This is a genomic window from Tsukamurella sp. M9C (assembly GCF_020169415.1).
Lineage (GTDB): Bacteria > Actinomycetota > Actinomycetes > Mycobacteriales > Mycobacteriaceae > Tsukamurella.
This window is the reverse complement of record NZ_JAIULG010000009.1, coordinates 1-25,475: the sequence shown is the minus strand read 5'-3', so window position 1 is coordinate 25,475 and position 25,475 is coordinate 1. Positions and strand designations below refer to the sequence as shown.

The window sequence follows — 25,475 nt, the reverse complement described above, 5'->3', positions numbered from 1 at the left end:
CTGCCGTCGCGGCCTTGGTGGTGGTCGCGTCCCCGTAGCGCTACTACGCTGGGGCCGTGCCCCTCGACATCGCCTCGGACCCGATCGACCTCACCGCCGCGCTGGTGGACATCCCCAGCGTCAGCCACGACGAGGAACGGATCGCGAACGAGGTGGAGGTCGCGCTCCGCGCGCTGGAGGGCTTCGAGGTGCTCCGCGTGGGCAACAACGTGCTCGCGCGGACGAATCGCGGCCTGCCGCAGCGGGTGATGCTCGCCGGCCACCTCGACACCGTGCCGATCGCCGACAACGTGCCCAGCCGCCGCGAGGGCGGCATTCTGCACGGCTGCGGCACCGTCGACATGAAGAGCGGCGACGCCGTCTTCCTGCACCTCGCCGCCACGATGGCCGAACCGGCGTACGACCTGACGCTGATCTTCTACGAGTGCGAGGAGATCGCCTCGCAGTTCAACGGTCTCGGCCGCATCGAGCGCGAGCTCCCCGAGTGGCTGGCCGCCGACGTCGCGATCCTCGGCGAGCCCTCGGGCGGGCTCATCGAGGCCGGCTGCCAGGGCACGATCCGGGTGCGCATCACCGCGGGCGGCGTCCGCGCGCACAGCGCCCGGTCCTGGTTGGGCGACAACGCGATCCATAAGCTCGGCCCCGTGCTCACGGCCCTCCAGGCGTACACCGCGCGCACCGTCGACATCGACGGCTGCGAGTACCGCGAGGGCCTGTCCGCCGTGAAGATCGAGGGCGGCGTCGCCGGGAACGTCGTGCCCGACGAGGCCTTCGTCGACGTCAACTTCCGCTTCGCGCCGGACCGCACCGTCGACGAGGCCGTGGCGCACGTCCGCGAGGTCCTCGCCGGACCGCTCGCCGACGGTGCCCTCGCCTTCGAGGTGACCGACGCCGCGCCCGGCGCGCTGCCGGGCCTCGGCGCCCCCGCCGCGGCGAAGCTCGTGGCGGCCGCCGGCGGGCGGTTCCGCGCCAAGTACGGCTGGACCGACGTCTCGCGCTTCGCCGCGCTGGGCATCCCGGCGGTGAACTTCGGCCCGGGCGACCCCAACTACGCGCACAAGCGCGACGAGCACGTCGAGACCGCGCAGATCACCGAGGTGGCCGCCGTGCTGCGCGCCTTCCTCGCTGGGTAGGTTGTGCGTCATGGCCTCCGATAAGAAGCCCTCCCACGACCACTACCTGCGCTACCGCGGACCCGTCCGCGTGCAGGGCGCGGCGGCGACGGAATCGTCGACCACCGACCAGCGGCTCCTCGCTAACGCGGACGACGCCGACTGGCTGCACCGCGACCCCTGGCGGGTGATGCGGATCCAGGCCGAGTTCGTCGAGGGCTTCGGGGCCCTCGCGGAACTGCCGCAGGCCGTCACCGTCTTCGGTTCCGCTCGGATCAAGCCGGATTCGCCCGAGTACGCCACCGGCCGAGAGCTGGGTGCGGAGCTGGTGCGCGCAGGCTACGCGGTGATCACCGGCGGCGGGCCGGGCGCGATGGAGGCCGCGAACCGCGGCGCCAAGGACGCCGACGGCCTCTCCGTGGGGCTGGGCATCGAGCTGCCCTTCGAACAGGGGCTCAACGACTGGGTCGACCTCGGCATCAACTTCCGGTACTTCTTCGTGCGCAAGACCATGTTCGTCAAGTACGCGCAGGCCTTCGTCTGCCTGCCCGGCGGTTTCGGCACCCTCGACGAGCTCTTCGAGGCCCTCACCCTGGTGCAGACGCACAAGGTGACCCGGTTCCCGATCGTGCTGCTGGGCTCCGCCTACTGGGGCGGTCTGGTGGACTGGATCCGGGGCACGCTCACCGAACAGGGCATGGTCTCGCCCGGCGACGCCGACCTGATCACCGTGACCGACTCCGTCGCGGAGGCCATCGACATCATCGTGCGCGCCGACGCCGCCCGCGAGCGCGAGGCCGAGGCCAGCGAGGTGGACCCCTCGTGACCGCGATCGCCGTCTTCTGCGCCTCGCGCCCCGTGCCGCAGGAGTACATCGACCTCGCGACCGAGGTGGGCCGGGGCATCGCCGCCGGCGGGGACTCGCTCGTCTGGGGCGGCGGGCACGTGTCCATGATGGGCGCGGTCGCGCAGGCCGCCCGCGACGGCGGCGCTCATACCCTGGGCGTGATCCCGACGGCGCTCGTCGATCGCGAGGTCGCCGACCACGGCGCCGACGAGTTGCTGGTGGTCGCCACCATGCGCGAGCGCAAGCAGCTCATGGACGACAACGCCGGCGCCTTCCTGGTGTTGCCGGGTGGCGTGGGCACCCTCGAGGAGTTCTTCGAGGCGTGGACCGCCGGCTACCTCTCCATGCACGACAAGCCCGTGGTCGTCCTCGACCACGACGGCTTCTACGCGCCGCTGCTCGACTGGATCGACGGGCTCAAGGCCAAGGGCTTCGTGGGTGACGCCGCTCTCGGCAGGCTGCTGCGCGCGACGGACGTCACGGCCGCCCTCGAGGCGTGCCGTGGTACGGCGGTCCCACGGTAGGCTCGCCGCGTGAGCTCTACGCATAAGAACAGCACCGTCGGCATCGCGGATCTGGCGCGCGGCGTCGGCAAGCTGGTGCCCGACCTGCCCCTCCTGATCAAGGAGGGCCCGTCGATCCTGCTGCGCACGCCGAACAGCAAGGAGACCATCGGCACGGTGTTCGCCAAGCGCGCGGCGCAGCACCCGTCGCGCGACTTCCTGCGGTTCCAGGGCGAGGGCATCAGCTACGGCGAGGCGAACGCCACCGTGAACACCTATGCGCGCGTTCTGCTCCAGCGCGGCGTGAAGGTGGGCGACGTGGTCGGCGTCGTCATGCACAACCACCCGCAGATGGTGCTAGTGATGCTCGCCATCGTCAAGGTCGGCGCCACCGCGGGCCTGGTCAACTACAACCAGCGCGGCGCCGTGCTCGCGCACAGCCTCGGCATCCTCGACACCGGCACGATCATCGTGGGCGCGGAGGACCTCGAGGCCTTCGACTCGCTCGACGCCGCGGACCGGCCGTCCGACGGGGTGATCCTCACCGTCGATCGGCTCGCCGAGCAGGCCCGGCAGGCGCGGTCGGAGGACCCCCGGGCCACCGAGAACCCGGCCGTCACCGCCACGCTGCCCGCGAGCACCCGCGCGTTCTACGTGTTCACCTCGGGCACCACGGGCATGCCGAAGGCGTCGATCATGACGCACTACCGCTGGCTCAAGGGCATGGCGGGATTCGGCGCGACCGCCGTCCGCATGCGCCGCGACGACGTCATGTACTGTCCGCTTCCGCTGTACCACAACAACGCCGCGCTCGTGGCCCTCGGCTCGGTGCTGGTCTCCGGCGCCACGCTCGCCATCGGCCGCAAGTTCTCGGCGACGCGGTTCTGGGACGAGGCCAACGAGAACTCGGCCACGATGTTCATCTACATCGGCGAGATCTGCCGCTACCTGCTCAACCAGCCGCCCAAGCCGAGCGATCGGTCGAACACGATCCGGGTGGCCGCGGGCAACGGCATGCGGCCAGAGATCTGGCGGGAGTTCCAGGAGCGCTTCGGGATCGAGCGGATCATGGAGTTCTACGCCGCGAGCGAGACGAACATCGCCTTCGTCAACGTCTTCAACATCGAGGCCACCGTCGGCCTGTGCCCCCTGCCGCACGCGGTCGTCGAGTACGACATCGACACCGCCGGACCGCTGCGCAACGCCAAGGGCCGGCTGCAACGGGTCAAGAAGGGCCAGAACGGTCTCCTGCTCACCAAGATCACCAAGTCCGCCCCCTTCGACGGTTACACCGACGGGAAGGCCGGCGACGCCAAGCTGATCCGCGACGGCTTCAAGGACGGCGACGTCTGGTTCAACACCGGCGACGTGGTCACCAACCAGGGCTTCGACCACATCGCCTTCGTCGATCGTCTCGGCGACACCTTCCGGTGGAAGGGCGAGAACGTCGCGACCACCGAGGTCGAGGGCGCGCTCGACGAGGCTGATCAGGTGGAGGGCGCGATCGTCTACGGCGTCGCGATCCCCGGCGCCGACGGCAAGGCCGGCATGGCCGCCGTCAAGCTCGCCGAGGGCCGCGAGTTCGACGGTGCCGCGCTCGCGACGCAGCTACGGAACGAGCTGCCCGCCTATGCGATCCCGCTCTACGCGCGCGTCGTGCCGAGCCTGGAGGTCACCTCCACCTTCAAGAGTCTCAAGGGCGAGCTGCGCAAGCAGGGCTTCGCGGAGACCGGCGACGACCCGCTGTACGTCTTCGTCGGCGGTGCGGACGGCTACGTGCCCGCCTACGACGGGTACGCGGCGGACGTCGCGGCCGCCAAGGTCCCGGATCTGCGCTCCTAGGATGACCGCACCGTCGGTGGGCCCGATCCCCGTGCGCCCCACCTTCTGCGGCCGCCCGGTGCCCGTGGACCGGGCGCTGGTGATGGCGATCATCAACCGCACGCCGGACTCCTTCTACGACCGCGGCAGCTACTTCGCGGTGGACGCCGCGCTCGAGCGCGTGGACGCGGCGGTCGCCGAGGGCGCCGACGTGGTGGACGTGGGCGGCGTCAAGGCCGGCCCCGGCCAGGAGGTCGACGCGACCGAGGAGATCGCGCGGACGGTGCCCTTCATCGCGCAGGTGCGCGACCGGCACCCCGATCTGCTGATCAGCGTGGACACCTGGCGGGCGTCCGTCGCCGAGGCCGCCGTCGACGCCGGCGCCGACCTCATCAACGACACCTGGGCCGGCGCCGACCCCGACCTGCCCCGGATCGCAGCGGCGACCGGCGCGGGCCTCGTCTGCTCGCACACCGGCGGCGCGGTGCCCCGCACCCGCCCGTTCCGCGTGCGCTATCCCGACGTCGTCGCCGACGTCCGCGACTCGCTCGCCGCCGCCGCGGAGGCCGCCTTCGCGGCGGGCGTGCGCGAGGACGGCATCGTCATCGATCCCACCCACGACTTCGGCAAGAACACCCACCACGGGCTCGCACTGCTGCGGCACCTCGACGAGCTCGTCGGCACGGGCTGGCCGGTGCTGATGGCGCTGTCCAACAAGGACTTCATCGGCGAGACCCTGGATGCCGGGCTCGAAGAACGGGTGGCCGGGACCCTTGCCGCGACCGCGCTCGCCGCGCACGCCGGGGCCCGCATGTTCCGCGTGCACCAGGTGGCGGACACCCGCCGGGTGGTCGAGATGGTGGCCTCGATCGACGGCACCCGCCCGCCGGCCCGCGTCGTGCGGGGGCTCGCGTGAGCACCGCGCACCGGTTCTTCGAGGAGCCCCGCTGGAGCATCGACGAACTCGTCGCCGCGAAGGCCGGACGCACCGTCTCCGTGGTACTCCCGGCGCTGAACGAGGAGGCCACCGTCGGCGCCGTGGTGGCGACGATCGCGCCGCTCCTCGGCACCCTCGTCGACGAGCTGATCGTGCTCGACTCGGGTTCGACCGACGCCACGGCGGAGCGGGCCCGCGCCGCCGGCGCCACGGTGATCAGCCGCGAGGAGGCGATCCCCGGGCTGCCGCCGGTGCCGGGCAAGGGCGAGGCCCTCTGGCGCGGGGTCGCGGCCGCGTCGGGCGACCTGATCGCCTTCGTCGACTCCGACCTGATCGAACCCGACCCGCGGTACGTGCCGCGGCTGTTGGGGCCCATGCTGTTCCACCCCGAGGTGCACCTCGTCAAGGCGTACTACCGACGCCCGCTGCGCGTCTTCAAGCAGGGCGAGGACCCCACGGGCGGCGGCCGCGTGACGGAGCTCGTCGCCCGGCCGCTGCTGGCGGCGCTGCGGCCGCCGCTGCGCGCGATCCTGCAGCCGCTGGGCGGCGAGTACGCGGGGACGCGGGACTTCCTCACCTCTGTGCCCTTCGCGCCCGGCTACGGCGTGGAGATCGGGCTGCTGCTCGACGCGGAGGCTCGCTACGGCATGGCGGGAATCGCCCAGGTGAACCTCTCCGTGCGCAAGCACCGCAACCGCGACCTGCGCGACCTGGGCGTGATGAGCCGCCAGATCCTCGGGACGGCGTTGCGGCGCTGCGGGATCGAGGACTCGGGGGAGGGCATCACGCAGTACCTGGTGGATCCGGGGCCGGAGGACCGCTTCACCGAGGTCACCACGGAGCTGTCGCTGCAGGACCGGCCGCCGGTGGCCTCGCTGCCGTAGAGACAACTACTTGACGTTGTGGAAAGTACTTTCTATGGTTGGGGGGCCGATCACGGAGAGGGCTTCGTCATGACCGAGCACTTCGCACACCCGACCCCCGAGGAAGCGCGCCGCGCCCTCGCCCAGGCCGAGGGGGCGTCCGTCGCGACCCCGGCCGATCGGGCCCGGCTCGAGCGCGGTCTCATCGCGATCGGGCTCGCCGTCGCCGCGTTGGTACCCGCGCTGCGGCTCACCGTGGGGAATCCCGACGCGCCGCAGTGGTTCCGCGTCGGAGGGCTGGTCGTCGTCCTCGCGCTCTACCTGGTCGCGATCGCCGTGGCGACGATCTCCATGCGGCGAGCGTCCGCCGCCCCTCGGGGCTTCACCCTGCGCTACAACCTCGGGCTCGGCGCCACGATGCTGCTCTACGCCGTGTACGTCATCGTCCAGTCCGTGCGCGGCGACGCCGCGCTGCCGTGGCCGTGGACGTTCACCGCGGCGATGCTCACTCTGACGCCCGCTCTCCTGGGCGCGCGGGCCATCTCGACGCTGGCGCTGCGATGACGGCGACCGGCGGCCACGCGCGCCACCGTCTCGACGATGCGATCCATGCCCCCGTGAGGTTCTCCATCGTCGCGGCGCTGTCGAAGGTCGAGAACGCCGAATTCGCCGCCGTGCGCGACGCGGTGGAGCTCTCGGACTCGGTGCTGTCCAAGCAGGCCGCACAGCTCGAGGCGGTGGGGTACGTCGCGATCAAGAAGGGGTACGTGGGCAAGCGGCCGCGCACCTGGTTGTCGCTGACGGCGGAGGGGCGCAAGGCCTTCGAGGCGCACCTCGCCGCGCTGCGCGCGATCGCCGAGGGGTAGACGCTCAGCCCAGCAGGGCATCGAGCGCCGCGGCGCCGGAGACGAGGGCGCGGCCCCGTCGGACCAGGTTCGCGTGCCAGCCGTCCAGCGTCGCGCGCAGCGGCTCCACGCCGCCCGCGTCGCGCAGGCGGTCCGCGAGCTCCGCGATCCGAGCGAGGCCGTAGCCGCCGCGCCGCAGCTGCTCGGCCATCCGGGCATCGCGGACGTCGGCGGGGGAGTACACGCGGTATCCGGTGGCGCGGTCCCGCTCCGGCCGGACGATGCCGGCCCGCTCCCACGAGCGCAGCGTGGCCGGGACGACGCCCAGGCGGTGGGCGACCTCGCCGACGAACAGGGCGGGGCCGCCGCCGTCGCCGGGGTCGCCCAGGTCCGCGAGCGCCGCGCGCACCCGGCGGAAGGTGTCGCGGTCGCCGGCCAGCTCCTCGTGCGCCTGGTCGAGCAGCGCGAACGCGGCGTCGGGGTCGTCGCGGTGCACGGCGCGCAGGATCGAGCCCGCCCGTGCGTGCCCGCACCCGGGGATCAGTGCGAGGAAGGCGTCGAGCGCGCGGCGGTGCCGCTCGGTGTAGGCGCGGTAGCCCGACGGGGTGCGCCCGGCCGGCGGGAGGACGCCCTGCTCCTCGTAGTTCCGCACCGCCTGGGTGGAGAGCCCGTGCGGGCGCGCGAGGTCGACGGGGCGGAGCATGGATTGAAGGTTATCGGGCATGCTCCACGGATTCCTGCGATCAAGTTTCAACGGACGCTTCAACGATATCGTTGAGGGAATGATTCCGGACCAGGTAGACCTCGTTTCCTTCCTCGACGCCCAGCCCACCCCGACCCGCCTGTTGGCCCTCGGCGAGCCCATGCACGGATCGGAGGAGACCCTCCGCGCCCGTAACGCCGTGATCGAGGACCTGGTGCTCCGCGGCGGCTACCGCTCGATCGCCGTCGAGTCCGACCTGCACCGCGCGCCGCTGGTGAACGACTACCTCGCGGGCGCGGAGATCGACCCGCAGCGGGTCCTCGACGAGGGCTTCAGCCACCCGTACGTCCACGCACTGGAGGCGACGGGTGAACTGTTGCGCACCCTCCGCGCGCTCAACCGGACGCTGGAGACGCCGGTGCGGTTCTACGGCTTCGACGGGCCGATGGAGATGGCAGCGGCCCCGAGCCCGCGCGCGTACTTCCGGCGGCTGAGGGAGGCGCTGGCCGAGGTCGTCCCGGGCGTCGTCGCCGAGCGGGAGCTCGAGGCGCTGCTCGGCGACGAGGCGCGGTGGACCGAGGAGCGCGCGATGTACGAGGCGGACCGGGGCGTCGGGCGCACCGTCGACGCCGATCGCTTGCGCCTGCTGGCCGACGACCTGTTCGCGGTCCTCGACGCGCACGCGCCGGAACTGGCCGAGCGGGAGGACGATTGGTGGTGGCTGCGCGCCGACGCCGCGACCGCCGTCGGCCTGCTGCGGTACCACGCGATCATGGCGTCCGAGACCCCCGACCGGCTCGGCCGGCTCAGCGCCCAGCGGGACGTGATGATGGGGCGGAACCTGCTGGCGATCGTCGACCGCGAGGCTCCCCGCGGCGGTACCCTCGCCTTCGCGCACAACCTGCACCTGCAGCGCGGGGTGAGCGAGATGCGGATGGGGCCGCACGTCGTGCGCTGGTTCAGCGGCGGCGCGCAGGCCGCGGCGCGCCTCGGCGACGGCTACCGGCACGTGGCGATGGCCATCGGCGCCGCGCCCGCGCACGGGCTCGCGGCGCCCGCGCCGGGCACCGTCGAGGGCGAGCTGTCGCGGGAGCAGGCCGACCCGGCCCACCTGTACGCGGGGCCGGAGCTCGGCGCGCGGCTGCGCGGCGCGCCCGTGCGGGCCGATCGGGACGCGCTCGGGGCGTACTTCCCGCTGGACGCCGACCGCCTGGCGGAGACCGACGGTGTCCTCTTCCTTAAGGAGGTTCGGGCATGATGGCCTCATGGTGATCGTGTTGTACGCCCTGGGACTGCTGGCCGTCGCGGCCGTGCTGTACGGCGTGGCGGCGCTGGTCTTCGGGCGGGGCGACGACACTCCGCCGCTGGAGACGGGTGCCACGCCGACCGTGCTGCCCGCGGAGGACGTCGCGGGCGTGGACGTCCGCGCGCTCCGGTTCCAGCAGGTGGTACGCGGGTACAAGCCCGCCGAGGTGGACTGGGCGCTCGAACGACTGGCGCGGGAGATCGACGTCCTGCGCGCGCGCCTGGCCGCCGAACAGGCGCCCGCCTCCACCGCGACCGGGGCCTCCGGCGAGGACGACTAGGCCCGCATTGCCAGCGGTCCGCGCCGATCGGTGCAGCGCACAGGCTAGAATGTACAGCGGACCCGCTGCGGGCTGCGCTCGGGCGGGTGAAGGATTTGAAGGGAGCAACGGATGGCGGCTATGAAGCCACGTACGGGGGACGGCCCCTTGGAAGCGACCAAGGAGGGGCGCGGGATCGTGATGCGCGTACCCCTGGAGGGTGGTGGACGACTCGTGGTGGAGCTCACGCCGGACGAGGCCGCCGCGCTCGGCGAGGAGCTGCGCGGCGTCACGTCGTAGCCGGTTGAACTGCTTTCCCTGAGATCCCGCGCGGTGCCACCGTGCGGGATCTCCTCGTTCCGGGGGTGTCCCATGGTGCAAGTCCCGCCCGGCCTGGTCGCTGCGCTGCCCGCGCTGGCCTGCCCGCACTGCGGCGGCGGATTCGACGTCGACGGCGGCACGCTGCTGTGCCCCGCGGGGCACGCCTTCGACGTGGCGCGGCAGGGCTACGTCTCCCTTCTCGCCGGCGATGCGAGCGGCCTCATCGCCGACGACGCCGCGATGATCGCCGCCCGCGAGCGCTTCTTCGCGACCGGCCACTACGAGACCTTCCACGCCGCGGTCGCGGCCGCCGCCACCGGCGCGCCCGCCGGATCCGTCCTCGACTGCGGCGCGGGCGAGGGCGAGTACCTCGCGCGGGCCTGTGCCGCGCGCGACGCGAACGGGCTCCGCGGCACCGGCATCGGGCTGGACCTGTCGAAGCCCGCGGCTCGGCGCACCGCCCGGCGGGGGCCGGCGATCGGTGCCGTGGTCGCGAACGGGTGGGCGCGACTGCCCCTCGCCGACGGTGCGGTCGCCGCAGTGCTGTCGGTCTTCGCACCCCGCAACGCCGCCGAGTTCGCGCGCGTCCTCGCGCCCGGCGGCCGCCTCGTGGTGCTCACGCCGGGGCCGCGGCACCTGCGCGAGATCGTCGAGCCGCTCGGCATGATCTCGGTCGAGGAGGGCAAGGTGGCGCGGCTCGACGGTGCGCTGCACGACTTCTCGCTCGTCTCCCGCGAGAAGCACGAGTGGGTCATGGATCTCACCGCCGAGGCCGCGGCCGACCTCGTCGCGATGGGGCCCAGCGCGCACCACGGCGCGCCCGAGGCCCGCGCCGCCGCGATCGCGGAACTCACCGCCGGCGGCACCGCGGCCGTGACGGCGTCCGGCACCGTCAGCGTCTACGAGGTGCGGTAGCGGCGGGTCCTCGCGCTATCCGCGGGCGGCGATCGCCTGCCGGTAGACGTCCAGGGTCTGCGCGGCGATGGACTCCCAGCTGAAATCGGCGACCGCCCGCGCGCGCCCGGCCGCGCCGTACGCGGCGGCCCGCGCGGGATCCGCGCACAGCGCGTTCACGGCGTCGGCGAGGCCGGCCTCGAAGACGTCGGTGTGCGCCTCGTCGTAGTGCACGAGGGTGCCGGTCTCGCCGTCGACGACCACCTCGGGGATGCCGCCCACGTCCGATGCGACGACGGCGGTGCCGCAGGCCATGGCCTCGAGGTTGACGATGCCCAGCGGCTCGTACACGGACGGGCAGACGAACACCGTCGCGGCGCTGAGGATCTCGCGCACCTTCGGGGTGGGCAGCATGTCCTGCACCCAGTGCACGCCGTCCCGCGACTCGGCCAGCGCGGCCACCGCGTCGGCGGTCTCCGCGGCGATCTCGGGGGTGTCCGGGGCGCCGGCGCACAGCACGAGCTGGACGTCCGGATCGAACCGGTGTGCCGCGGCCACCAGGTGTTTCACGCCCTTCTGCCGCGTGATGCGGCCGACGAAGGCGGCGATGGGACGGTCCGGGTCGACGCCGCGCTCGACCAGCGGGGAGTCCTCGCCGAAGGTGGGGGCGGGGTGCCACACCTCCGAGTCGATGCCGTTGAGCACCACGTGGACCCGGGCGGGGTCGAGGTTCGGGTAGGCGTCGAGCACGTCGCGCGCCATGCCGCGGCTCACGGCGATCACCGCGTCCGCGTACTCGACGGCGTTGCGCTCGGCCCAGCTGGAGAGGCGGTAGCCGCCGCCCAGCTGCTCGGCCTTCCACGGGCGGTGCGGCTCGAGCGAGTGCGCGGTGAGGATGTGCGGGACGCCGTAGAGCTGCGCGGCGACGTGCCCGGCGAAGCCGGTGTACCAGGTGTGGCTGTGCACGACCTCGGCCTCCGCGGCGAGGTTCGCCATCCGCAGGTCGGTGGAGAACATCTCGAGGGCGGTGTTCGCGCCGGCGAGCTCCGGGTCCGGACCGGAGACGGTGACCCCGTCCATGTCCGGGCGCGGGGCGCCCATGCAGTGCACGTCGACCTCGCAGAGGCTGCGCAGTCGCGCGACGAGTTCGGTCACGTGCACGCCCGCGCCGCCGTAGACCTCCGGCGGGTACTCCCTCGTCATCATCGCTACACGCATGGGCACCACGCTAGAGCGTGCCGGGGCCGCACGCAGGCGGTTCGACGGAGCCCGAACGGTGCGGTTCACCTGTGGTTCTCCGCCCGGACGCCTGTGCATCGCCGTGGAACAGGATGCACTGTCGCAGAACGCTGCACGGGTGCCCGGATTGGGGTTAGCGTGGACCCCGTGAGCAACCAGCCTCGAGTCCTGGGAATCGTCCTCGCCGGTGGCGAGGGCAAGCGCCTGTATCCGCTGACCGCGGACCGCGCGAAGCCCGCCGTGCCCTTCGGCGGTTCGTACCGCCTCATCGACTTCGTGCTGTCGAATCTGGTGAACGCCGGGTACCAGAGGTTGTGCGTGCTGACCCAGTACAAGTCGCACTCGCTGGACCGGCACATCAGCCAGACCTGGCGCATGTTCGGCTTCCGCGGCGAGTACATCACCCCGGTGCCGGCGCAGCAGCGCGTGGGCAAGCGCTGGTTCACGGGCAGCGCCGACGCGATCTTCCAGTCGATGAACCTCATCACCGACGACGACCCCGACTACATCGTGGTCTTCGGCGCGGACCACGTGTACCGGATGGACCCGTCGCAGATGGTGCAGGCGCACATCGAGTCCGGTGCGGGGGTCACCGTCGCGGGCATCCGCGTGCCGCGCGCCGAGGCGAAGGCCTTCGGCTGCATCGAGTCCGACGACTCCGGTCGCATCACCCAGTTCCTGGAGAAGCCGGCCGACCCGCCCGGCACGCCCGACGACCCCGAGGTCACCTTCGCGTCGATGGGCAACTACGTCTTCAGCCGGCAGGCCCTCGTCGAGGCGATCATCGCCGACGCCGAGAACCCCGACTCCGACCACGACATGGGCGGCGACATCATCCCCGCGTTCGTGGCCCGCGGGGAGGCGGCCGTCTACGACTTCAGCGACAACCAGGTACCCGGCGCCACCGAGCGCGACGCCGGCTATTGGCGCGACGTCGGCACCATCGACGCCTTCTACGAGGCCCACATGGACCTCGTCTCGGTGTACCCGATCTTCAACCTCTACAACCGGCAGTGGCCCATCCGGTGTGAGAACGACAACCTGCCCCCGGCGAAGTTCGCCCGCGGTGGGCTCGCGCAGGAGTCCATGGTGGGCGCCGGGAGCATCATCTCGGGAGCGACGGTGCGCAACTCCGTCATCGGCGCCAACGTCACCATCGGCGACGGCGCGACCGTCGAGGGATCCGTGCTCATGCCCGGCGTGAAGATCGAGGCGGGCGCCGTGGTCCGGAAGGCGATCCTCGATAAGAACGTCGTCGTCGGGCGCGGTGAGATCCTCGGCGTGAACCTCGAGCGCGAGCGCGAACGGTTCAACGTCTCCGCCGGTGGTGTGGTCACCGTCGGTAAGGGCATCCGGATCGGCTGAGTCCGGTCCTGTCCGGGGCTTGCGTTCGAGCGCGCTCGAAGGCCTAGCTTCGCAGTCATGACGACGAACAGAGAATCGAACTGGCTGATCACCGGCGCTTCGCAGGGCTTCGGCCGGTGCCTGGTGGAGGACGCGCTGCGGCGCGGCGACGCCGTGACGGCGGTGGTCCGCGACGGGGCGTCCGTGCACGACCTCGTCGCCGCCCATCCGGGGCGGCTGGACGTGATCGAGGCGGACCTGCGCGACGAGCGGGCGGTGGATCGGGTCGCCGACCGGATCGCACGGTCGCCGATCGACGTCCTGGTCAACAACGCCGGGCGCGCGATCAGTGGCTCGGCGGAGGACCTGGGGATGGCGCAGTTGCGGGAGCAGCTGGAGCTGAACTTCTTCGCCGCTGCGGCGCTGACCCGCGCGGCGCTGCCGGGGATGCGGCACCGTCGGACGGGAACGATCGTGCAGATGAGCAGCCAGGGCGGCAGGTTGTCGTTCGCCGGCGTCGGCGCGTACTCGGCGAGCAAGTTCGCTCTCGAAGGATGGTCCGAGGCGCTGGCCGCCGAGGTGGCGGAGTTCGGCATCCGCGTGCTCCTCGTGGAGCCCTCACGGTTCCGCACCGGCTTCAACACGACGCACTCGCTGGCCGTCGCGGCACCGTCCGCCGCGTACGGGGCGACCGTCGGGGTGGCACAGGAGCGCCTGACGTCGGGCGACGGCCGTCAGGAGGGTGATCCGGTGCGGGCGGCGTGCATCATCGGCGACGTCGTCCGGTCCGGTCGCGTGCCGCTGCGGCTGCCGCTCGGTGCGGAGGCGGTCGAGCGCCTGAGCCGGGCGTACACGACGGCGCTCGCCGACGTCGCGGAGTGGAGTCAGATCGCGCGGTCGGCGGACCATCCCGCGGATGCGCCGTGACGCGGCGCGACGCGGTGTGACTGTTCGCCCCGGAGAGCGTTCGCGGGGCGGCGTCAGGCGGCGTCGGCGCGGGCCAGCAGGCCGCCCGAGGAGCCGCGCAGGATGATCTCGACGACGGCGTCGGCATCGTCGGACATGGGGACGTGCCCGCTGCCCGGGAGCCAGATGTGCTCGGCCTCAGGGAGCAGACGGCGGGCCCGCCGGCCCTGGTAGGGCAGGAGCACGCGGTCCTGCGTGCCCCACGCGATGGTGACGGGGACGTCGGCGGCGATGTCGGCCTCGAACGGGAAGGCACCGCCGATGATGTCGCGGAGCGTGTGCCGGGCGCCGACCATGTTGCGGAGGTCACCGAGCACGCGGTCGGCGGTCAGGCGCTCGCCGTGCGTCATCAGCGAGGCGAGCATCAGGCGCCGGCCGATACCGCTGCGGGTGAGAAGCGGTGCGAGGGGCGCCGCCACCCGACCCGCGGTGATCAGCGCGGCGAAGTGCGCGCGGATCAGCTGGAAATCCTTGTCGTCGCGCCAGAAGCCGGCGGGGGAGAGGCCGGTCGCGCTGCTGACGATGCCGCTGGCCGCCGCCTCGAGCGCGATGCGCCCGCCCAGCGAGTTGCCGGCGATGTGCGGGCGGACGAGGCCGAGCTCGTCGAACAGGTCCTCCAAGTGCTGCTGCAGCGCCTCCTGGACGGAGCGGCCGGCGAGGTCGAGCGCGGGGGACTCGCCGTGGCCGGGGAGATCGAAGAGGACGACCTCGCGGTGCTCCGCGAGCCGCTCGGCGACCGGGTACCAGGCCTGCCGCCGGTGCGCGATCCCGTGGACCAGGACCAGCGGCTCACCCGAGCCGAATCGTTCGTACGCCAGCATCTCGTGCCACCTCGTCGTGGTCGGGCGGGCCGGGCCCGCGGGGTCCGACGGTGCGCCGGACGGACTGTTCGGAGCGTACGGATTGATAGATGTGGGCGCAATACCTCTCAGAAAAGTCGCAGATGATGGGTTTCGGTGGCGCGGGCGTCCTTGCGTCGATCGAGCGGCCCCGCTCGCGCGCCCCCAACGAGCCCTGCGGTCAGTCCCGGGCGAGGGCGGCGCGCACCTGGTGGGCGACGGTCGTGTGCTCCGCCGACTCGGGGAGGGCGTCGACGGGCCACCAGCGCAGGTCGTTCGACTCGTCGCTGATGGCGAGCTCCGGGGTGCCGGCGCCCACGGCGAAAGCGCGGAAGCGCAGGTCCAGGTGGCGGGTCGGGACGCCGAGCGAGCACCGGATCGGGTGGGTGTGCAGCGTGAGCAGGTCGGCGTCGAGGACGAGATCGGCGAGGCCGGACTCCTCGTGCCCCTCGCGGAGCGCGGCGGACGCCACCGTCGAATCGGTGTCCTCGCAGTGCCCGCCCAGCTGCAACCACTCGCCGACCCGGGGGTGGTGCGTGAGCACCACGTGGGTGCGGGCCTCGTTGAGGATGACCACCGACGCCGTGATGTGGCCGGGCACGTTCGCGCGGGCGCAGGCGTTCGGCTGGGCATCCAGGAACGCGAGCACCGTGTGGCGCAGGGCGTCGTCGCCATCGGTGCGGGCGTCGAACCGCGCGAGGACGTCGATCGCGGAGGCGTGCAGGGAGGCGAAAGTCACTCGGCTACCGCCCTTCCCGCGAGTCGGGCTCCGCGGTGCCCGCGCTGGGCCCGACCTCGATGAGCATCTCGCCCGGCGGGAGCGGCGGCCGGGGCGAGGACAGCACGGACGGATCCGCCGGGTAGCCGACGGCGATCGCGCCCGCGGGGCGGTAATCGCCGGGCAGTCCCAGTACCTCGCGCACGGTGTCGGCGGCGAAGATCGTCGATCCCACCCAGCAGCTGCCGATCCCGCGCACGGCCAGCGCCACCAGCATCGACTGCACGGCGGCGCCGACCGCAACGGTGAACATCGTCTCCTCCGCGGCGGTGCGCCGGGCGTCGGGGTAGGCGTGGGCGCCGTCGGGGACCATGAACGGCAGGATCAGCTCCGGGGCGTCGTAGAGCAGCTGCCCGCGTCGCACCCGCTTCGCGACGGAGTCGGGCGTGCGCCCGTCACCGTCGAGGTCCGTCGCCCACTGCGCCTTCATGGCGTCCAGCAGCGCCGTACGCCGCTCCGCGTCCCGCACCCACACGAACCGCACGGGATGCGTGTGGTGCGGCGCAGGGGCCGTCAGAGCCTCCGCCACGGCGTCGCGCACGTCGTCGGCCGGCACCGGCTCGTCGGCGAAGGCGCGGACGGAGCGTCGCACGAGCAGCGCCTGCCGGCGCGCGAGCTCGACGCCCGTGTGGAACAGGTCGTCCTCGCCGGGGCGCACCAGGCCGCGGGCGGTCGCGAGGGGCGAATCCGCCTCGGGCGCACGGACCGCGAAGCCGCGCACCACGGCGACGGGGACGCCGCCAAGCTTGCCCTTGACCAGGTCCGCCGCGGCGGCCAGCTCGTCGGCGACGGCGATCTCGGTGACCACCAGGTCGTTGCCGTAGGCGTCGACCGCGCCCGCGTAGCCGTGCAGCACCTCCATGCCCGCGGCGCCGATCGCGGCGTCCGTCTGGCCGTTGCGCCAGGCGCGGCCCATGGTGTCGGTGACCAGTACGGCCACGTCGACGCCGAGACGCTCGCGCAGGCCGGCGCGCACGGCGGACGCGCTGCCGTCGGGGTCCTCGGGTAGCAGGGCGACGGTGTCGGAGGCCACGTTCGAGGCGTCCACGCCCGACGCCGCCTGCACGATGCCGAGCCTGTTCTCGGTGATCCAGGTGCGGCCCTTGGTCGCCAGGACGCGCACCGACTCCTCCGCGATGAGACGGCGCCGGAACGCGTCCCGCTCCTCGGGGTCCGACGGCGCGGCGAGCACCCGGCCCTCGGCCTTGGAGAAGACCTTCGAGGTGATCACCACGACGTCGCCGTCCGCGAGCCACGGTGCGGCGTCGGCGAGCAGCGCCGCCACGTCGTCACCGGGCGTCACCTCGGGCACGCCGAGGACGGGGAGGATCTCCAAGGACGCGGCGCCGTGGTCGCGCTCGGGGCGGGAGCTCACAGGCCCACCAGCTCGAGGCCGGCGTCGATCATGGCTGCGGTGGCCTGCGGCGAGCTCATGAGCAGCGGCACCGCCGCGACGGGCAGGCCGTCGATCGCGACGCCCGCGTCCTCCTCCGAGACGAGCCAGCCGTCGAGGATGCCGTTGCCGCTGCGGGCGCCGAAGTGCTCGCCGATCGCCTGGGCGCTGGTCTCGATGCCGAGCACGTCCAGGCAGCGATCGGCCATGCCGCGCAGCGGCGCGCCGCCGATCACGGGGGAGACGCCGACGACCCGGGCCTTCGTGGTGCGCAGCGCGGCGCGGATCCCGCCGACGGAGAGGATCGCGCCGATCGACACGACCGGGTTCGACGGGGCGAGGAAGACGACGTCGGCGTCCTCGATGGCGGCGATCGCGGCCCGCGACGCCTGCGCCTTGCCGGAACCGCCGCCGTCCGCGCCGCCCACCTGGGCGAAGCCGAAGGTCTCGATGTCGGCGCGGTACCGCACCCACCACTCCTGGAAGTGGATGGCCTTCTTCGCGCCGTCGGTGGAGTCGGGGTCCGCGACCACCACGTGCGTCTCGTGCCGGCCGTCGGTCGCGGGCAGCAGCCGGACGCCCGGCTGCCAGCGGTTGCAGAGCGCCGCGGTGACGTCCGTGAGGGGGTATCCGGAGGAGAGCATCTGGGTGCGGATGAGGTGCGTGGCGAGGTCGCGGTCGCCGAGGCCGAACCAGTCCGGATCGGCGCCGTACTTCGCGAGCTCCTCCTTGGCGTGCCAGGTCTCGTTGCGGTGGCCCCAGCCGCGTTCGGTGTCGATTCCGCCACCGAGGGTGTACATGCAGGTGTCCAGGTCGGGGCAGATGCGCACGCCGTGCATCCAGGCGTCGTCGCCCACGTTCACCACGGCGGTCACGGAGTCGCCGACGGCGCCGTCGGGGGCCGGTCCGTCCTTCTCCGGGAACGGCGTCACCCCGAAGCGCTCGCGTGCGCCCTCGAGGAACCGCGCACCGCCGACACCGCCCACCAGCACCGTCACCTTCACTCCTCCGAGGGTAGTGGTCGCCCGGCGGAGGCTCTCGGGACGGGTCGAGGTGCTCGAGGAGGTCGCGCGGACGCCCTCCTTCCTGGCATGATCGAAGGCACGACGGGCCCGGGTGGTGCGTCGGCGAGCGCGTGTGAAATATGACGCGGATCACATCTCAACCACGTGTCGAGGGCTCGCATTCGGGCATCCAGGTGGTATTAGCTAATTTCCCGGTTCAGCTTGACGTGGCAGCTTTGCACGTGTGTAATCACAACCGTGTCATTCAGTGCGGCGATCTCTTCGCCGGCGCGGGGCATGCAGACAGAAAATCCATCGAACACCACGAAAGCAACGAGGGAGGCGGGCCGATGACGATCGACGCTCATCGTGAACCGTTCGGAAGCTTCTCCGGTGGGTCCAGCCGCGCGCACTTGAGTGTCGTGCCCGCGGGTTTCGAGGAACTCTACGAGGCCGTCGAGGATCAGTGGCAGGACCGCGCACTGTGCTCGCAGACGGATCCCGAGGCGTTCTTCCCCGAGAAGGGCGGCTCCACTCGCGAGGCCAAGCGCATCTGCCTGGGCTGCGAGGTCCGCAACGAGTGCCTCGAGTACGCCCTCCAGAAGGACGAGCGATTCGGCATCTGGGGCGGCCTGTCCGAGCGTGAGCGCCGGAAGCTCAAGCGCGGCATCATCTGACCGTTCGTCGAGCCCAGGCCGCTGCTGTTCAGAGCGCGTCCGGGCCGGCGAGCAGAGTCTCTTCGGTCACGCCGAGGTAATCGCTGATCTGGTGCACGAGGATCGCGAGGATCTCATCGAGTAGATCCGCCTCCGTCTTCGCGCGACGCTGCAGCGGGCGGCGGAACAGGATCAGCCGCGCCCGCGTGCGATTGCCGCGGCGGTCGATGCCCGCGGGCACCATGCGCGCCAACGGGATCGGGCCGTCCGCCTCCACCTCCGCGGGCCACGACACCGCGTCCGGATCGTGCGGCAGGATGCCGGGAACGTCGTCGACCGCGATGTCCAGGTCGGACAGCTTGTCGTGCCACAGCGAGTCGATCTCCGCGAAGGCGTCGAGCACCACCTCGTCGAAACCCTGCGCCCGCGTCCGGTGCGCCGGGAGATCGCGGGGCACCAGCGGCCCGCGCAGCCCGTGGCCGCGCCGGTCCCGCGACACACGGCGCCGCATCCGCGCGCCGCCCTCGGGCGTCCTTCTCCTGCTTCTCATCGTGTTCTCAGTCTAGGTGGAACGGCCCGAGACGGCCGCCGCGCGGCCCCGTCCGGTGTGTCGGAAGCGCGCCGCCAGAGCCAGGGGTTAACCTTCTTGCTGTGAACCCCGTCCGTCAGTGCTGCCGCCCCGGCTGCAGGAACATCGCCGTGGCGACGCTGACGTTCGACTACCGCCAGTCGATCGCGGTGTTGGGCCCCCTGGGGACCACCAGCGAACCCCATTCCTGGGACCTCTGCGAGTTCCACGCCACCCGCATGACCGCGCCGCGCGGCTGGGAGATGCTCCGCAACCTGCCCGCGTACAGCGCGGCCTCCGTCGGCAACGCCGCCCTCGACGACGACCTGACCGCGCTGGCCGACACGGTCCACGAACGCGCCACCCGGGACCAGGGGCGCCACGCCCCCGAACCCGCCGACGGACCCCTGCGCTCCCTCCCGCCGATCGGTGCCATGCGCCCCGTCCACGACGGCCTCGGTGGGCCCCAGGTCACGCCCTCGGCCCAGCCTGGGGGATCGGCGCCCAAGCACGCCGCCCGGCCCGGTCGCCGCGGCCACCTGCGGGTGCTGCCCGACCCCGTCGACTGAGAGTCGCCAGAGAAGCCGTCACGTCCCCGCGCCGAATGCCGGTCCGCGCCCTGATTGCCGATAGGGTGGGGCGTCCGCACGGAGCCCGCCGGGTTTCCGCATGCCGTTTCACAGGAGGTCGTCGAGCGTGGTTCGAGCGCTGGAGTCGGTGCAGGCTGTCATCAAGGCGTACGACGTGCGCGGCCTGGTCGGGGAGCAGATCGACGAGGCCTTCGTCCGCGACGTGGGCGCCGCGTTCGGCGCGCTGATCCGCGGCGAGGGCGCGACCGACGCCGTCGTGGGCCACGACATGCGCGACTCGTCGCCGTCGCTGTCCGCGGCCTTCGCCGAGGGCGTGACCGCGCAGGGCGTGAACGTCACCCTCATCGGCCTCGCCTCCACCGACGAGCTGTACTTCGCCTCCGGCCTGCTCGACTGCCCGGGCGCGATGTTCACCGCCTCGCACAACCCCGCCGCCTACAACGGCATCAAGCTGTGCCGCGCCGGCGCCAAGCCCGTCGGGCAGGAGACCGGGCTGAAGCAGATCACCCAGCAGGTGGCCGACGGCGTCCCGTCGTACGACGGTGCCGCGGGCCGCGTGTCCGAGCGGGACGTGCTCGACGAGTACGGCGACTACCTCCGGAAGCTCGTCGACCTGTCCGGCTCGCGCGCGCTGCGCGTCGCCGTCGATGCCGGCAACGGCATGGGCGGCTTCACCGTGCCCTCGGTGCTCGGCCCCGTCGACGCGCTCGACGTGCGGCCCCTGTTCTTCGAGCTGGACGGCACCTTCCCGAACCACGAGGCCAACCCGCTGGACCCGAAGAACCTCGTCGACCTGCAGAAGTTCGTCGTCGAGCAGGGCGCCGACATCGGTCTCGCGTTCGACGGCGACGCCGACCGCTGCTTCGTCGTCGACGAGAAGGGCGAGCCGGTCTCGCCGTCGGCCGTGACGGCCCTCGTCGCCGAGCGCGAACTCGCGAAGAACCCGGGCGCCACCGTGATCCACAACCTGATCACGTCCAAGGCGGTGCCGGAGATCATCGTCGAGAACGGCGGCACCCCCGTCCGTACCCGCGTCGGCCACTCCTTCATCAAGGCGCAGATGGCCGAGACGGGCGCCGTCTTCGGCGGCGAGCACTCCGCGCACTACTACTTCCGCGAGTTCTGGGGCGCCGACTCCGGGATGCTGGCGGCGATGCACGTGCTGGCCGCGCTCGGCGAGCAGAGCAAGCCCTTGTCGGAGCTGATGGGCGTCTACGACCGGTACGCCGCGTCGGGCGAGATCAACTCGACGGTGGCGGACCAGGGCGAGCGCACGCGTGCCGTACTCGATGCTTTCGCAGACGAAATCCAGAGCACCGATGAACTGGACGGCGTGACGGTACAGTTGGATTCGGGCGCCTGGTTCAACCTGCGCGCTTCCAACACCGAGCCGCTGCTCCGGCTGAACGTCGAGGCGGCGACCACGGACGAGGTGCGCGCGCTGACCGAGCGGATCCTGGCGATCGTACGTGCCTGATCGCGCGATGTGCCCCGGCGGTCGGAACGGTGCCGACGGGACGCGGCGCCGATGGGACGGGAGGAAGCCGTGACCGAGATTGCCGATCTCGATGATCCGGCGGGTCTGATCGCGGCCGACGTGGGCGGTCATCTGCGCGCCGCCGCACTCGCGGGCGCGCAGGCGCGCGCCGTCGCCACCGCCGTCGACGAGGGCGCGCTCGCCCAGCTCGACGGCCTCACGCCGCGCGCCGTCGTCGTGGTCTGCGGCGCGGGCCCCGCGGCCGCCGCAGCGGGTTTCGTCGAGGCCCTCACCGCCGGCCGGTTCGACGTCCCGCTCGTCCGCTCCACCGAGCTGCCGCCCTGGGTGGGCGCGCTCGACGTGGTCGTCGTCTGCGGCTTCGACGCGGGCGATCTCGTGCTCGCCCGGGCCATCGCCACCGCCGCGCGCCGTGGCGCCGTCGTCGTGGTCGCAGTCCCGATGGAGGGCCCCGTCGCCGAGGCGGCCGCGGGCCGCGCCGTCGACCTTTCGCCCCGCCTGCGGGTGCCGGAGCGGTTCGGCTTCGTCGGCGTCGCCGCCGCGCTGCTCGCCGTCCTCGGTCGGCTCGCGGGCACCGACCGCGGCGACGCTCCCGGGGAGGGCTTCCTGCACACGCTCGCCGAGACCCTCGACGACGAGGCCGTGCGCGGCGCGCCGGACCGCGACGTCGAGTCCAATCCCGCGAAACGCCTCGCCGCCCGGATGACGGGCCGGCGGGTCGCGCTCACCGCCGACACCGCGCCGGGCCTCGCCGTCGCCGAACACGCGGCGTCGCAGGCGCTCACTCTCGGTGGCCAGGTCGTCGCGGCGGTCGGCCTCGCCGACGTCGAGCTGGCCACGCCCGAGTTGGCGGCCGCGCCGTCCGGCGGGGCGCTGGAGACGGGCGCGGCGGTGGATCCGCTGTTCCACGACCCGTTCCTCGACGGCCCGGCGGCGCAGACGCCGTTGCGGGTCCTGATCCTGACCACGGAGCAGCGCGCGCCCCTGGTGGAGGCGCGGCTGCGCGCCCTGCCCGACGTGGAGTCGCTGCCCGTCGACGAGGGTGCGGAGCGCGCGCCGGAGACGACGGGGCCGCGCGCCGACGCGCTGGATCTCCTGGCGCTGGCGGTACGGTTCGATCTCGCGTCGGTCTACCGGCGCCTGACGGGGGAGGCGTGATGCAGCGGATCGAGGGAGTCATCCGGCCGTACGCCTGGGGCTCGCGGACGGTCCTGGCGACGATGCAGGGACGGCACGTGCCGTCCAACCATCCCGAGGCCGAGCTGTGGTTCGGCGCGCACCCCGCGGACCCGGCCAAGCTGTACGACGCCGCCGACACCGCGTCGGACGGCGATCTGCTGTCCGCGATCGGCGCCGACCTCGACGGCCAGCTCGGATCCGCCTGCCGCGGCGAGTTCGGCGACCGCCTGCCCTACCTGGTGAAGGTGCTCGCGGCCGACGAGCCGCTCTCGCTGCAGGCCCATCCCTCGCGGGAGCAGGCCGAGGAGGGCTTCGCCCGGGAGAACGCCGCGGGGATCCCGCTCGACGCCCCCGAGCGGAACTACCGCGACGCCGCGCACAAGCCCGAGGTCGTCATCGCGCTGAGCCGGTTCGAGGCGCTCGCCGGCTTCCGCGACCCGGCGGTCACCGTCGAACTGCTGCGCGTGCTGGCGGTCCCGGAGCTGGACAGCTACCTGGGCCTGCTCGCCGGGCAGCCGGATTCGCAGGGGCTGCGCGCGCTGGTCACCACCTGGATCACGCTGCCGCAGCCCGCGCTGGCGGTGCTGGTGCCCGCGGTCCTAGCGGGCTGCGTGCGCTACCTGGAGAGCGGCGCCGAGCAGTTCAAGGGCGAGGCGCAGTTGGCGTTGACCCTGGGGGAGCGCTACCCGGACGACGCCGGGGTGCTGGCGGCGCTGCTGCTCAACCGGATCGTGCTCGATCCCGGGCAGGCGCTGTACCTCTCGGCGGGCAATCTGCACGCCTACGTGAGCGGCGCGGCCGTCGAGGTGATGGCGAACTCCGACAACGTGCTGCGCGGCGGCCTCACGCCCAAGCACGTCGACGTGCCGGAGCTGCTGCGGGTGCTGGACTTCACGCCCCGGGCACCGTCGGACCTGGCGCCCCGCACGGCGACGGTCGGCCCGGAGGTCGTTTTCTCGACGCCCGCGCCGGAGTTCCGGGTCTCGCGCGTGCGGCTGGACGGGACCGCGCTCAAGCGCGCCGCGTCGGTGGAGCTGGACGCACGCGGCCCGCAGCTGCTGGTGGTCACCGAGGGAACGGTGACGGTGCGCAGTGCGGGCCGGGCGATCGACGTGCCGGCGGGCAGCGGCCTGTGGATGGCCGCGTCCGATCCGGGCGTCGTGGTGACGGCCCACTCACCGGCGGCGGAGTTCTTCCGCACCCTGGTGGGCGGGCACTAGGTCACCGACGGATCAGACGCCGCCGAGGTTCTCGTAGAACGTCTCGGGGATGTCGAAGGTCTGCATGTCACCTACGGCGACGGCCGTCGGCTGCGCCTTGCTGAGCACGGCGAGCGGCTTGCCGTCGCGCGTGAGCAGCACGTCGTCCCCGCCCTCGACGATGTTGAGGAGCTGGGCGACCGTCTGGTCGGTGGTGTGCGCGAAAGTCTTGGTCATAGGCCCGACGGTAAGTGTTACTTGCCGGTACGCCAACAGTTTTCGCCTACCAACGAGTAACACTCGTCGGTAACTTCGGCGCTCCCATGGGACTGCCAGCCGCGCGGCAGAGTCCGCCCAGGCGGAGCCGCGAGAGTGGTCCTTGCAACGGAAAGAACGGCCGACGAGGCCACGACGCAAGGAGATGAACACATGGCAGCACCGGGACAGGGCAACGGTCAGGGACAGCGACCGGGACAGCCGAAGCCGCAGCAGCCCCAGCGCCGCCGCGTGCGTCGCTGGAACCCGCAGGCCCGCCGCTGGGACTGGGTCTGGCAGTGACCCGAGGAGTCCGATGACGTCCACGGACATGCTGCGGCTGCTGTGGGCCCACACGCCGGGCCACCGACGATCCCTCGTCGGTGGCCTGGCGCTGTTGGTCGCGGCGGCCCTGGTCGAGGTGGCGTCGGTGCTGGTCATGGCCGACGTTCTCACCGCGGTCCTCGGCTCCGCCTCGCTCGTGGGCGCCGCACGCGGGGTCGCCGCCTGGATCGGCGCGACCCTCCTGGGTGCGCTGTTGACCTACGCCGGCACCCTCGCCACCTGCCGCGCCGCCGACGGTACCGTCCTCGCCCTGCGTGACGAGGTGCTCGCCCGCGTCCTGCGGCTGCCGATGGACGAGGTGCACCGCCTCTCCACCGGCGACGTGGTGGTCCGGCTGACCGAGGACGTCGTGGTGCTCGAGACGGCGCTATCGGTCTCGGTGGTGCAGGCCGTGGTCGCGGTACTGACGACCGGCGGGTTGGTCGCGGTGGCGTGGTGGCTGAGCTGGCAGCTCACGGTGATCGCGCTGGTCGCGGTGCCGGTCCTGACCGGGCTGGCGCGCGCCTTCCGCGGCGCGCAGGAGCGGGCGACCGCGCGGGAGCGGGCGGCCCACTCCGCGCTCGGGACGGTGATCGCGGAGGTGACCGGCACCGTCGAGCTCGCGCGCCTGCACGGCATGGAGGACGCGGAGGCGGCCGAGGTCCACCGGCGGGGTGCGGCGCTCTTCCGCGCGCGGATGCGCGAGGCGCGGGTGCACGCCACCTTCGGTGGGGTGCTCGGCTCGGCGCAGGCGCTCACGCTGATCGCCGTCTCCGTCGCGGGCGTCGCGCTCGTGCGCACGGGGAACCTCACCTACGGCGCGCTGATCGCGCTCACCGGCTACCTCGGTTACCTCTATCCCCGGGTGCAGGACGTCGCCGAGAGCCGGCTCGCCCTCGTCGGCGCGCGCATCAGCGCCGAACGCCTCGTCGAGCTGGCGGGGCCGCTCGGTCGGCCGGTTCGGAGTCTCGGGGTCGACGGTGCCTTGTCCGGGCCTGTCGATGACGCCCGCCCCGACGGGACGCGGCTGGTGCCGACCGGCGTGCCGGTGCGGGTGACCGGGCTCCGCGCGCGGCGCGGCGACTTCGTGCTCGAGTGCCCCGAGTTCACGGCCGAGCCCGGCGTCCTCACCGCCGTGACGGGCCCGTCCGGCTCGGGCAAGTCGACGCTCGCGCACGTGCTCGCGGGACTGACGGCGGCCGAGGGCACCGTCGAACTGGGGGAGCGGGCGGGCC

The 25,475-nt window shown here is 72.7% G+C and carries 30 protein-coding genes; 21 read left to right on the top strand and 9 right to left on the bottom strand.

The window, feature by feature from the left end; genetic code table 11:
* Positions 1–56 precede the first annotated feature (56 nt).
* The 8 genes from dapE (at position 57) to LB823_RS07070 (ending at position 6,949) form a co-directional block, all read left to right on the top strand.
* Complete coding sequence (gene dapE, locus LB823_RS07105) at positions 57–1,133, top strand: succinyl-diaminopimelate desuccinylase (protein ID WP_224646066.1); 1,077 nt, start codon at positions 57–59, stop codon at positions 1,131–1,133.
* A 10-nt stretch (positions 1,134–1,143) separates the two neighbouring features.
* The gene (locus LB823_RS07100; protein WP_224646065.1) at positions 1,144–1,938 is read left to right on the top strand and encodes a TIGR00730 family Rossman fold protein; all 795 of its coding nucleotides are present in this window, start codon (positions 1,144–1,146) and stop codon (positions 1,936–1,938) included.
* Positions 1,935–2,483 (top strand): TIGR00730 family Rossman fold protein, encoded by a 549-nt coding sequence (locus LB823_RS07095; protein ID WP_068524574.1) that lies wholly within the window; start codon positions 1,935–1,937, stop codon positions 2,481–2,483. Before LB823_RS07100 ends, LB823_RS07095 begins: the two co-directional genes overlap by 4 nt.
* A gap of 9 nt (positions 2,484–2,492) precedes the next feature.
* A complete protein-coding gene (locus LB823_RS07090) occupies positions 2,493–4,304 on the top strand; it encodes a long-chain-acyl-CoA synthetase (RefSeq protein ID WP_224646064.1) in 1,812 nt (603 codons plus the stop codon).
* Position 4,305: 1 nt separating this feature from the next.
* Positions 4,306–5,199 carry a dihydropteroate synthase gene (folP, locus tag LB823_RS07085; protein WP_224646063.1) on the top strand — a complete coding sequence of 298 codons (894 nt, stop codon included), beginning with the start codon at positions 4,306–4,308 and terminating at the stop codon, positions 5,197–5,199.
* Positions 5,196–6,104, top strand: a complete 909-nt coding sequence (locus tag LB823_RS07080; RefSeq protein ID WP_224646062.1) for a glucosyl-3-phosphoglycerate synthase — start codon at positions 5,196–5,198, stop codon at positions 6,102–6,104. Before folP ends, LB823_RS07080 begins: the two co-directional genes overlap by 4 nt.
* 69 nt (positions 6,105–6,173) lie before the next feature.
* Positions 6,174–6,647 carry a hypothetical protein gene (locus tag LB823_RS07075; protein WP_224646061.1) on the top strand — a complete coding sequence of 158 codons (474 nt, stop codon included), beginning with the start codon at positions 6,174–6,176 and terminating at the stop codon, positions 6,645–6,647.
* Complete coding sequence (locus LB823_RS07070; protein WP_224646060.1) at positions 6,644–6,949, top strand: transcriptional regulator; 306 nt, start codon at positions 6,644–6,646, stop codon at positions 6,947–6,949. Before LB823_RS07075 ends, LB823_RS07070 begins: the two co-directional genes overlap by 4 nt.
* A 4-nt stretch (positions 6,950–6,953) precedes the next feature.
* Here LB823_RS07070 and LB823_RS07065 read toward each other — a convergent pair whose 3' ends face one another.
* A complete protein-coding gene (locus tag LB823_RS07065) occupies positions 6,954–7,631 on the bottom strand; it encodes a MerR family transcriptional regulator (protein WP_224646059.1) in 678 nt (225 codons plus the stop codon).
* Between the two features lie 79 nt (positions 7,632–7,710).
* Between LB823_RS07065 and LB823_RS07060 the strand changes: the two genes are divergently transcribed.
* The 4 genes from LB823_RS07060 to LB823_RS07045 all read left to right on the top strand — a co-directional run bounded on the left by LB823_RS07060 (position 7,711) and on the right by LB823_RS07045 (position 10,432).
* Positions 7,711–8,889 carry an erythromycin esterase family protein gene (locus LB823_RS07060; protein WP_224646058.1) on the top strand — a complete coding sequence of 393 codons (1,179 nt, stop codon included), beginning with the start codon at positions 7,711–7,713 and terminating at the stop codon, positions 8,887–8,889.
* Between the two features lie 7 nt (positions 8,890–8,896).
* Positions 8,897–9,217 carry a DivIVA domain-containing protein gene (locus LB823_RS07055; protein ID WP_224646057.1) on the top strand — a complete coding sequence of 107 codons (321 nt, stop codon included), beginning with the start codon at positions 8,897–8,899 and terminating at the stop codon, positions 9,215–9,217.
* Positions 9,218–9,328: 111 nt separating this feature from the next.
* Positions 9,329–9,496, top strand: coding sequence for a DUF3117 domain-containing protein (locus tag LB823_RS07050; RefSeq protein WP_068532479.1), 168 nt, complete (start codon positions 9,329–9,331; stop codon positions 9,494–9,496).
* 72 nt (positions 9,497–9,568) lie between these two features.
* Positions 9,569–10,432 carry a putative RNA methyltransferase gene (locus LB823_RS07045; RefSeq protein ID WP_224646056.1) on the top strand — a complete coding sequence of 288 codons (864 nt, stop codon included), beginning with the start codon at positions 9,569–9,571 and terminating at the stop codon, positions 10,430–10,432.
* A gap of 15 nt (positions 10,433–10,447) precedes the next feature.
* Here the strand turns inward: LB823_RS07045 and glgA are convergent, their stop codons facing one another.
* Positions 10,448–11,629, bottom strand: a complete 1,182-nt coding sequence (glgA, locus tag LB823_RS07040; protein ID WP_224646055.1) for a glycogen synthase — start codon at positions 11,627–11,629, stop codon at positions 10,448–10,450.
* Between the two features lie 168 nt (positions 11,630–11,797).
* On the opposite strand from glgA, the gene glgC reads away from it, so the two are divergent.
* Both glgC and LB823_RS07030 read left to right on the top strand, forming a co-directional pair.
* The gene (gene glgC / locus LB823_RS07035) at positions 11,798–13,015 is read left to right on the top strand and encodes a glucose-1-phosphate adenylyltransferase (protein WP_224646054.1); all 1,218 of its coding nucleotides are present in this window, start codon (positions 11,798–11,800) and stop codon (positions 13,013–13,015) included.
* A 57-nt stretch (positions 13,016–13,072) separates the two neighbouring features.
* Positions 13,073–13,921, top strand: coding sequence for an SDR family NAD(P)-dependent oxidoreductase (locus tag LB823_RS07030; RefSeq protein ID WP_224646053.1), 849 nt, complete (start codon positions 13,073–13,075; stop codon positions 13,919–13,921).
* A gap of 53 nt (positions 13,922–13,974) precedes the next feature.
* On the opposite strand, the gene LB823_RS07025 is transcribed toward LB823_RS07030, so the two are convergent.
* From LB823_RS07025 to LB823_RS07005, 5 genes are all read right to left on the bottom strand, one after another.
* The gene (locus LB823_RS07025) at positions 13,975–14,781 is read right to left on the bottom strand and encodes an alpha/beta fold hydrolase (protein ID WP_224646052.1); all 807 of its coding nucleotides are present in this window, start codon (positions 14,779–14,781) and stop codon (positions 13,975–13,977) included.
* Positions 14,782–14,980: 199 nt separating this feature from the next.
* Positions 14,981–15,538 carry an NUDIX hydrolase gene (locus LB823_RS07020; RefSeq protein ID WP_224646051.1) on the bottom strand — a complete coding sequence of 186 codons (558 nt, stop codon included), beginning with the start codon at positions 15,536–15,538 and terminating at the stop codon, positions 14,981–14,983.
* Positions 15,539–15,542: 4 nt separating this feature from the next.
* Positions 15,543–16,952, bottom strand: coding sequence for a coenzyme F420-0:L-glutamate ligase (locus tag LB823_RS07015; RefSeq protein WP_224646050.1), 1,410 nt, complete (start codon positions 16,950–16,952; stop codon positions 15,543–15,545).
* Positions 16,949–17,974 (bottom strand): 2-phospho-L-lactate transferase, encoded by a 1,026-nt coding sequence (gene cofD, locus LB823_RS07010; RefSeq protein WP_224646049.1) that lies wholly within the window; start codon positions 17,972–17,974, stop codon positions 16,949–16,951. The genes LB823_RS07015 and cofD overlap by 4 nt, the downstream gene beginning before the upstream one ends.
* Before the next feature lie 200 nt (positions 17,975–18,174).
* Positions 18,175–18,342, bottom strand: coding sequence for a hypothetical protein (locus LB823_RS07005; protein WP_224646136.1), 168 nt, complete (start codon positions 18,340–18,342; stop codon positions 18,175–18,177).
* Between LB823_RS07005 and LB823_RS07000 the strand changes: the two genes are divergently transcribed.
* Positions 18,325–18,651: a WhiB family transcriptional regulator gene (locus tag LB823_RS07000; RefSeq protein WP_068524587.1), complete on the top strand. Its 327-nt coding sequence runs from the start codon at positions 18,325–18,327 to the stop codon at positions 18,649–18,651. The genes LB823_RS07005 and LB823_RS07000 overlap by 18 nt on opposite strands.
* A 28-nt stretch (positions 18,652–18,679) precedes the next feature.
* Here LB823_RS07000 and LB823_RS06995 read toward each other — a convergent pair whose 3' ends face one another.
* Complete coding sequence (locus LB823_RS06995) at positions 18,680–19,180, bottom strand: metallopeptidase family protein (RefSeq protein ID WP_224646048.1); 501 nt, start codon at positions 19,178–19,180, stop codon at positions 18,680–18,682.
* Positions 19,181–19,281: 101 nt separating this feature from the next.
* On the opposite strand from LB823_RS06995, the gene LB823_RS06990 reads away from it, so the two are divergent.
* The 4 genes from LB823_RS06990 (at position 19,282) to manA (ending at position 23,682) form a co-directional block, all read left to right on the top strand.
* On the top strand, positions 19,282–19,767 hold the full coding sequence (locus LB823_RS06990; RefSeq protein WP_224646047.1) for a DUF3499 domain-containing protein: 486 nt from the start codon (positions 19,282–19,284) through the stop codon (positions 19,765–19,767).
* Positions 19,768–19,894: 127 nt separating this feature from the next.
* On the top strand, positions 19,895–21,265 hold the full coding sequence (locus LB823_RS06985; RefSeq protein ID WP_224646046.1) for a phosphomannomutase/phosphoglucomutase: 1,371 nt from the start codon (positions 19,895–19,897) through the stop codon (positions 21,263–21,265).
* Between the two features lie 69 nt (positions 21,266–21,334).
* Positions 21,335–22,441 (top strand): tobH protein, encoded by a 1,107-nt coding sequence (locus tag LB823_RS06980; RefSeq protein WP_224646045.1) that lies wholly within the window; start codon positions 21,335–21,337, stop codon positions 22,439–22,441.
* Complete coding sequence (gene manA / locus LB823_RS06975) at positions 22,441–23,682, top strand: mannose-6-phosphate isomerase, class I (RefSeq protein ID WP_224646129.1); 1,242 nt, start codon at positions 22,441–22,443, stop codon at positions 23,680–23,682. Before LB823_RS06980 ends, manA begins: the two co-directional genes overlap by 1 nt.
* A gap of 12 nt (positions 23,683–23,694) precedes the next feature.
* Here the strand turns inward: manA and LB823_RS06970 are convergent, their stop codons facing one another.
* The gene (locus LB823_RS06970; protein ID WP_224646044.1) at positions 23,695–23,898 is read right to left on the bottom strand and encodes a hypothetical protein; all 204 of its coding nucleotides are present in this window, start codon (positions 23,896–23,898) and stop codon (positions 23,695–23,697) included.
* A 192-nt stretch (positions 23,899–24,090) separates the two neighbouring features.
* Between LB823_RS06970 and LB823_RS23705 the strand changes: the two genes are divergently transcribed.
* On the top strand, positions 24,091–24,219 hold the full coding sequence (locus tag LB823_RS23705) for a hypothetical protein (RefSeq protein ID WP_255603085.1): 129 nt from the start codon (positions 24,091–24,093) through the stop codon (positions 24,217–24,219).
* Positions 24,220–24,232: 13 nt separating this feature from the next.
* A partial coding sequence (locus LB823_RS06965; protein WP_224646043.1) for an ABC transporter ATP-binding protein occupies positions 24,233–25,475 on the top strand: 1,243 nt, incomplete at its 3' end.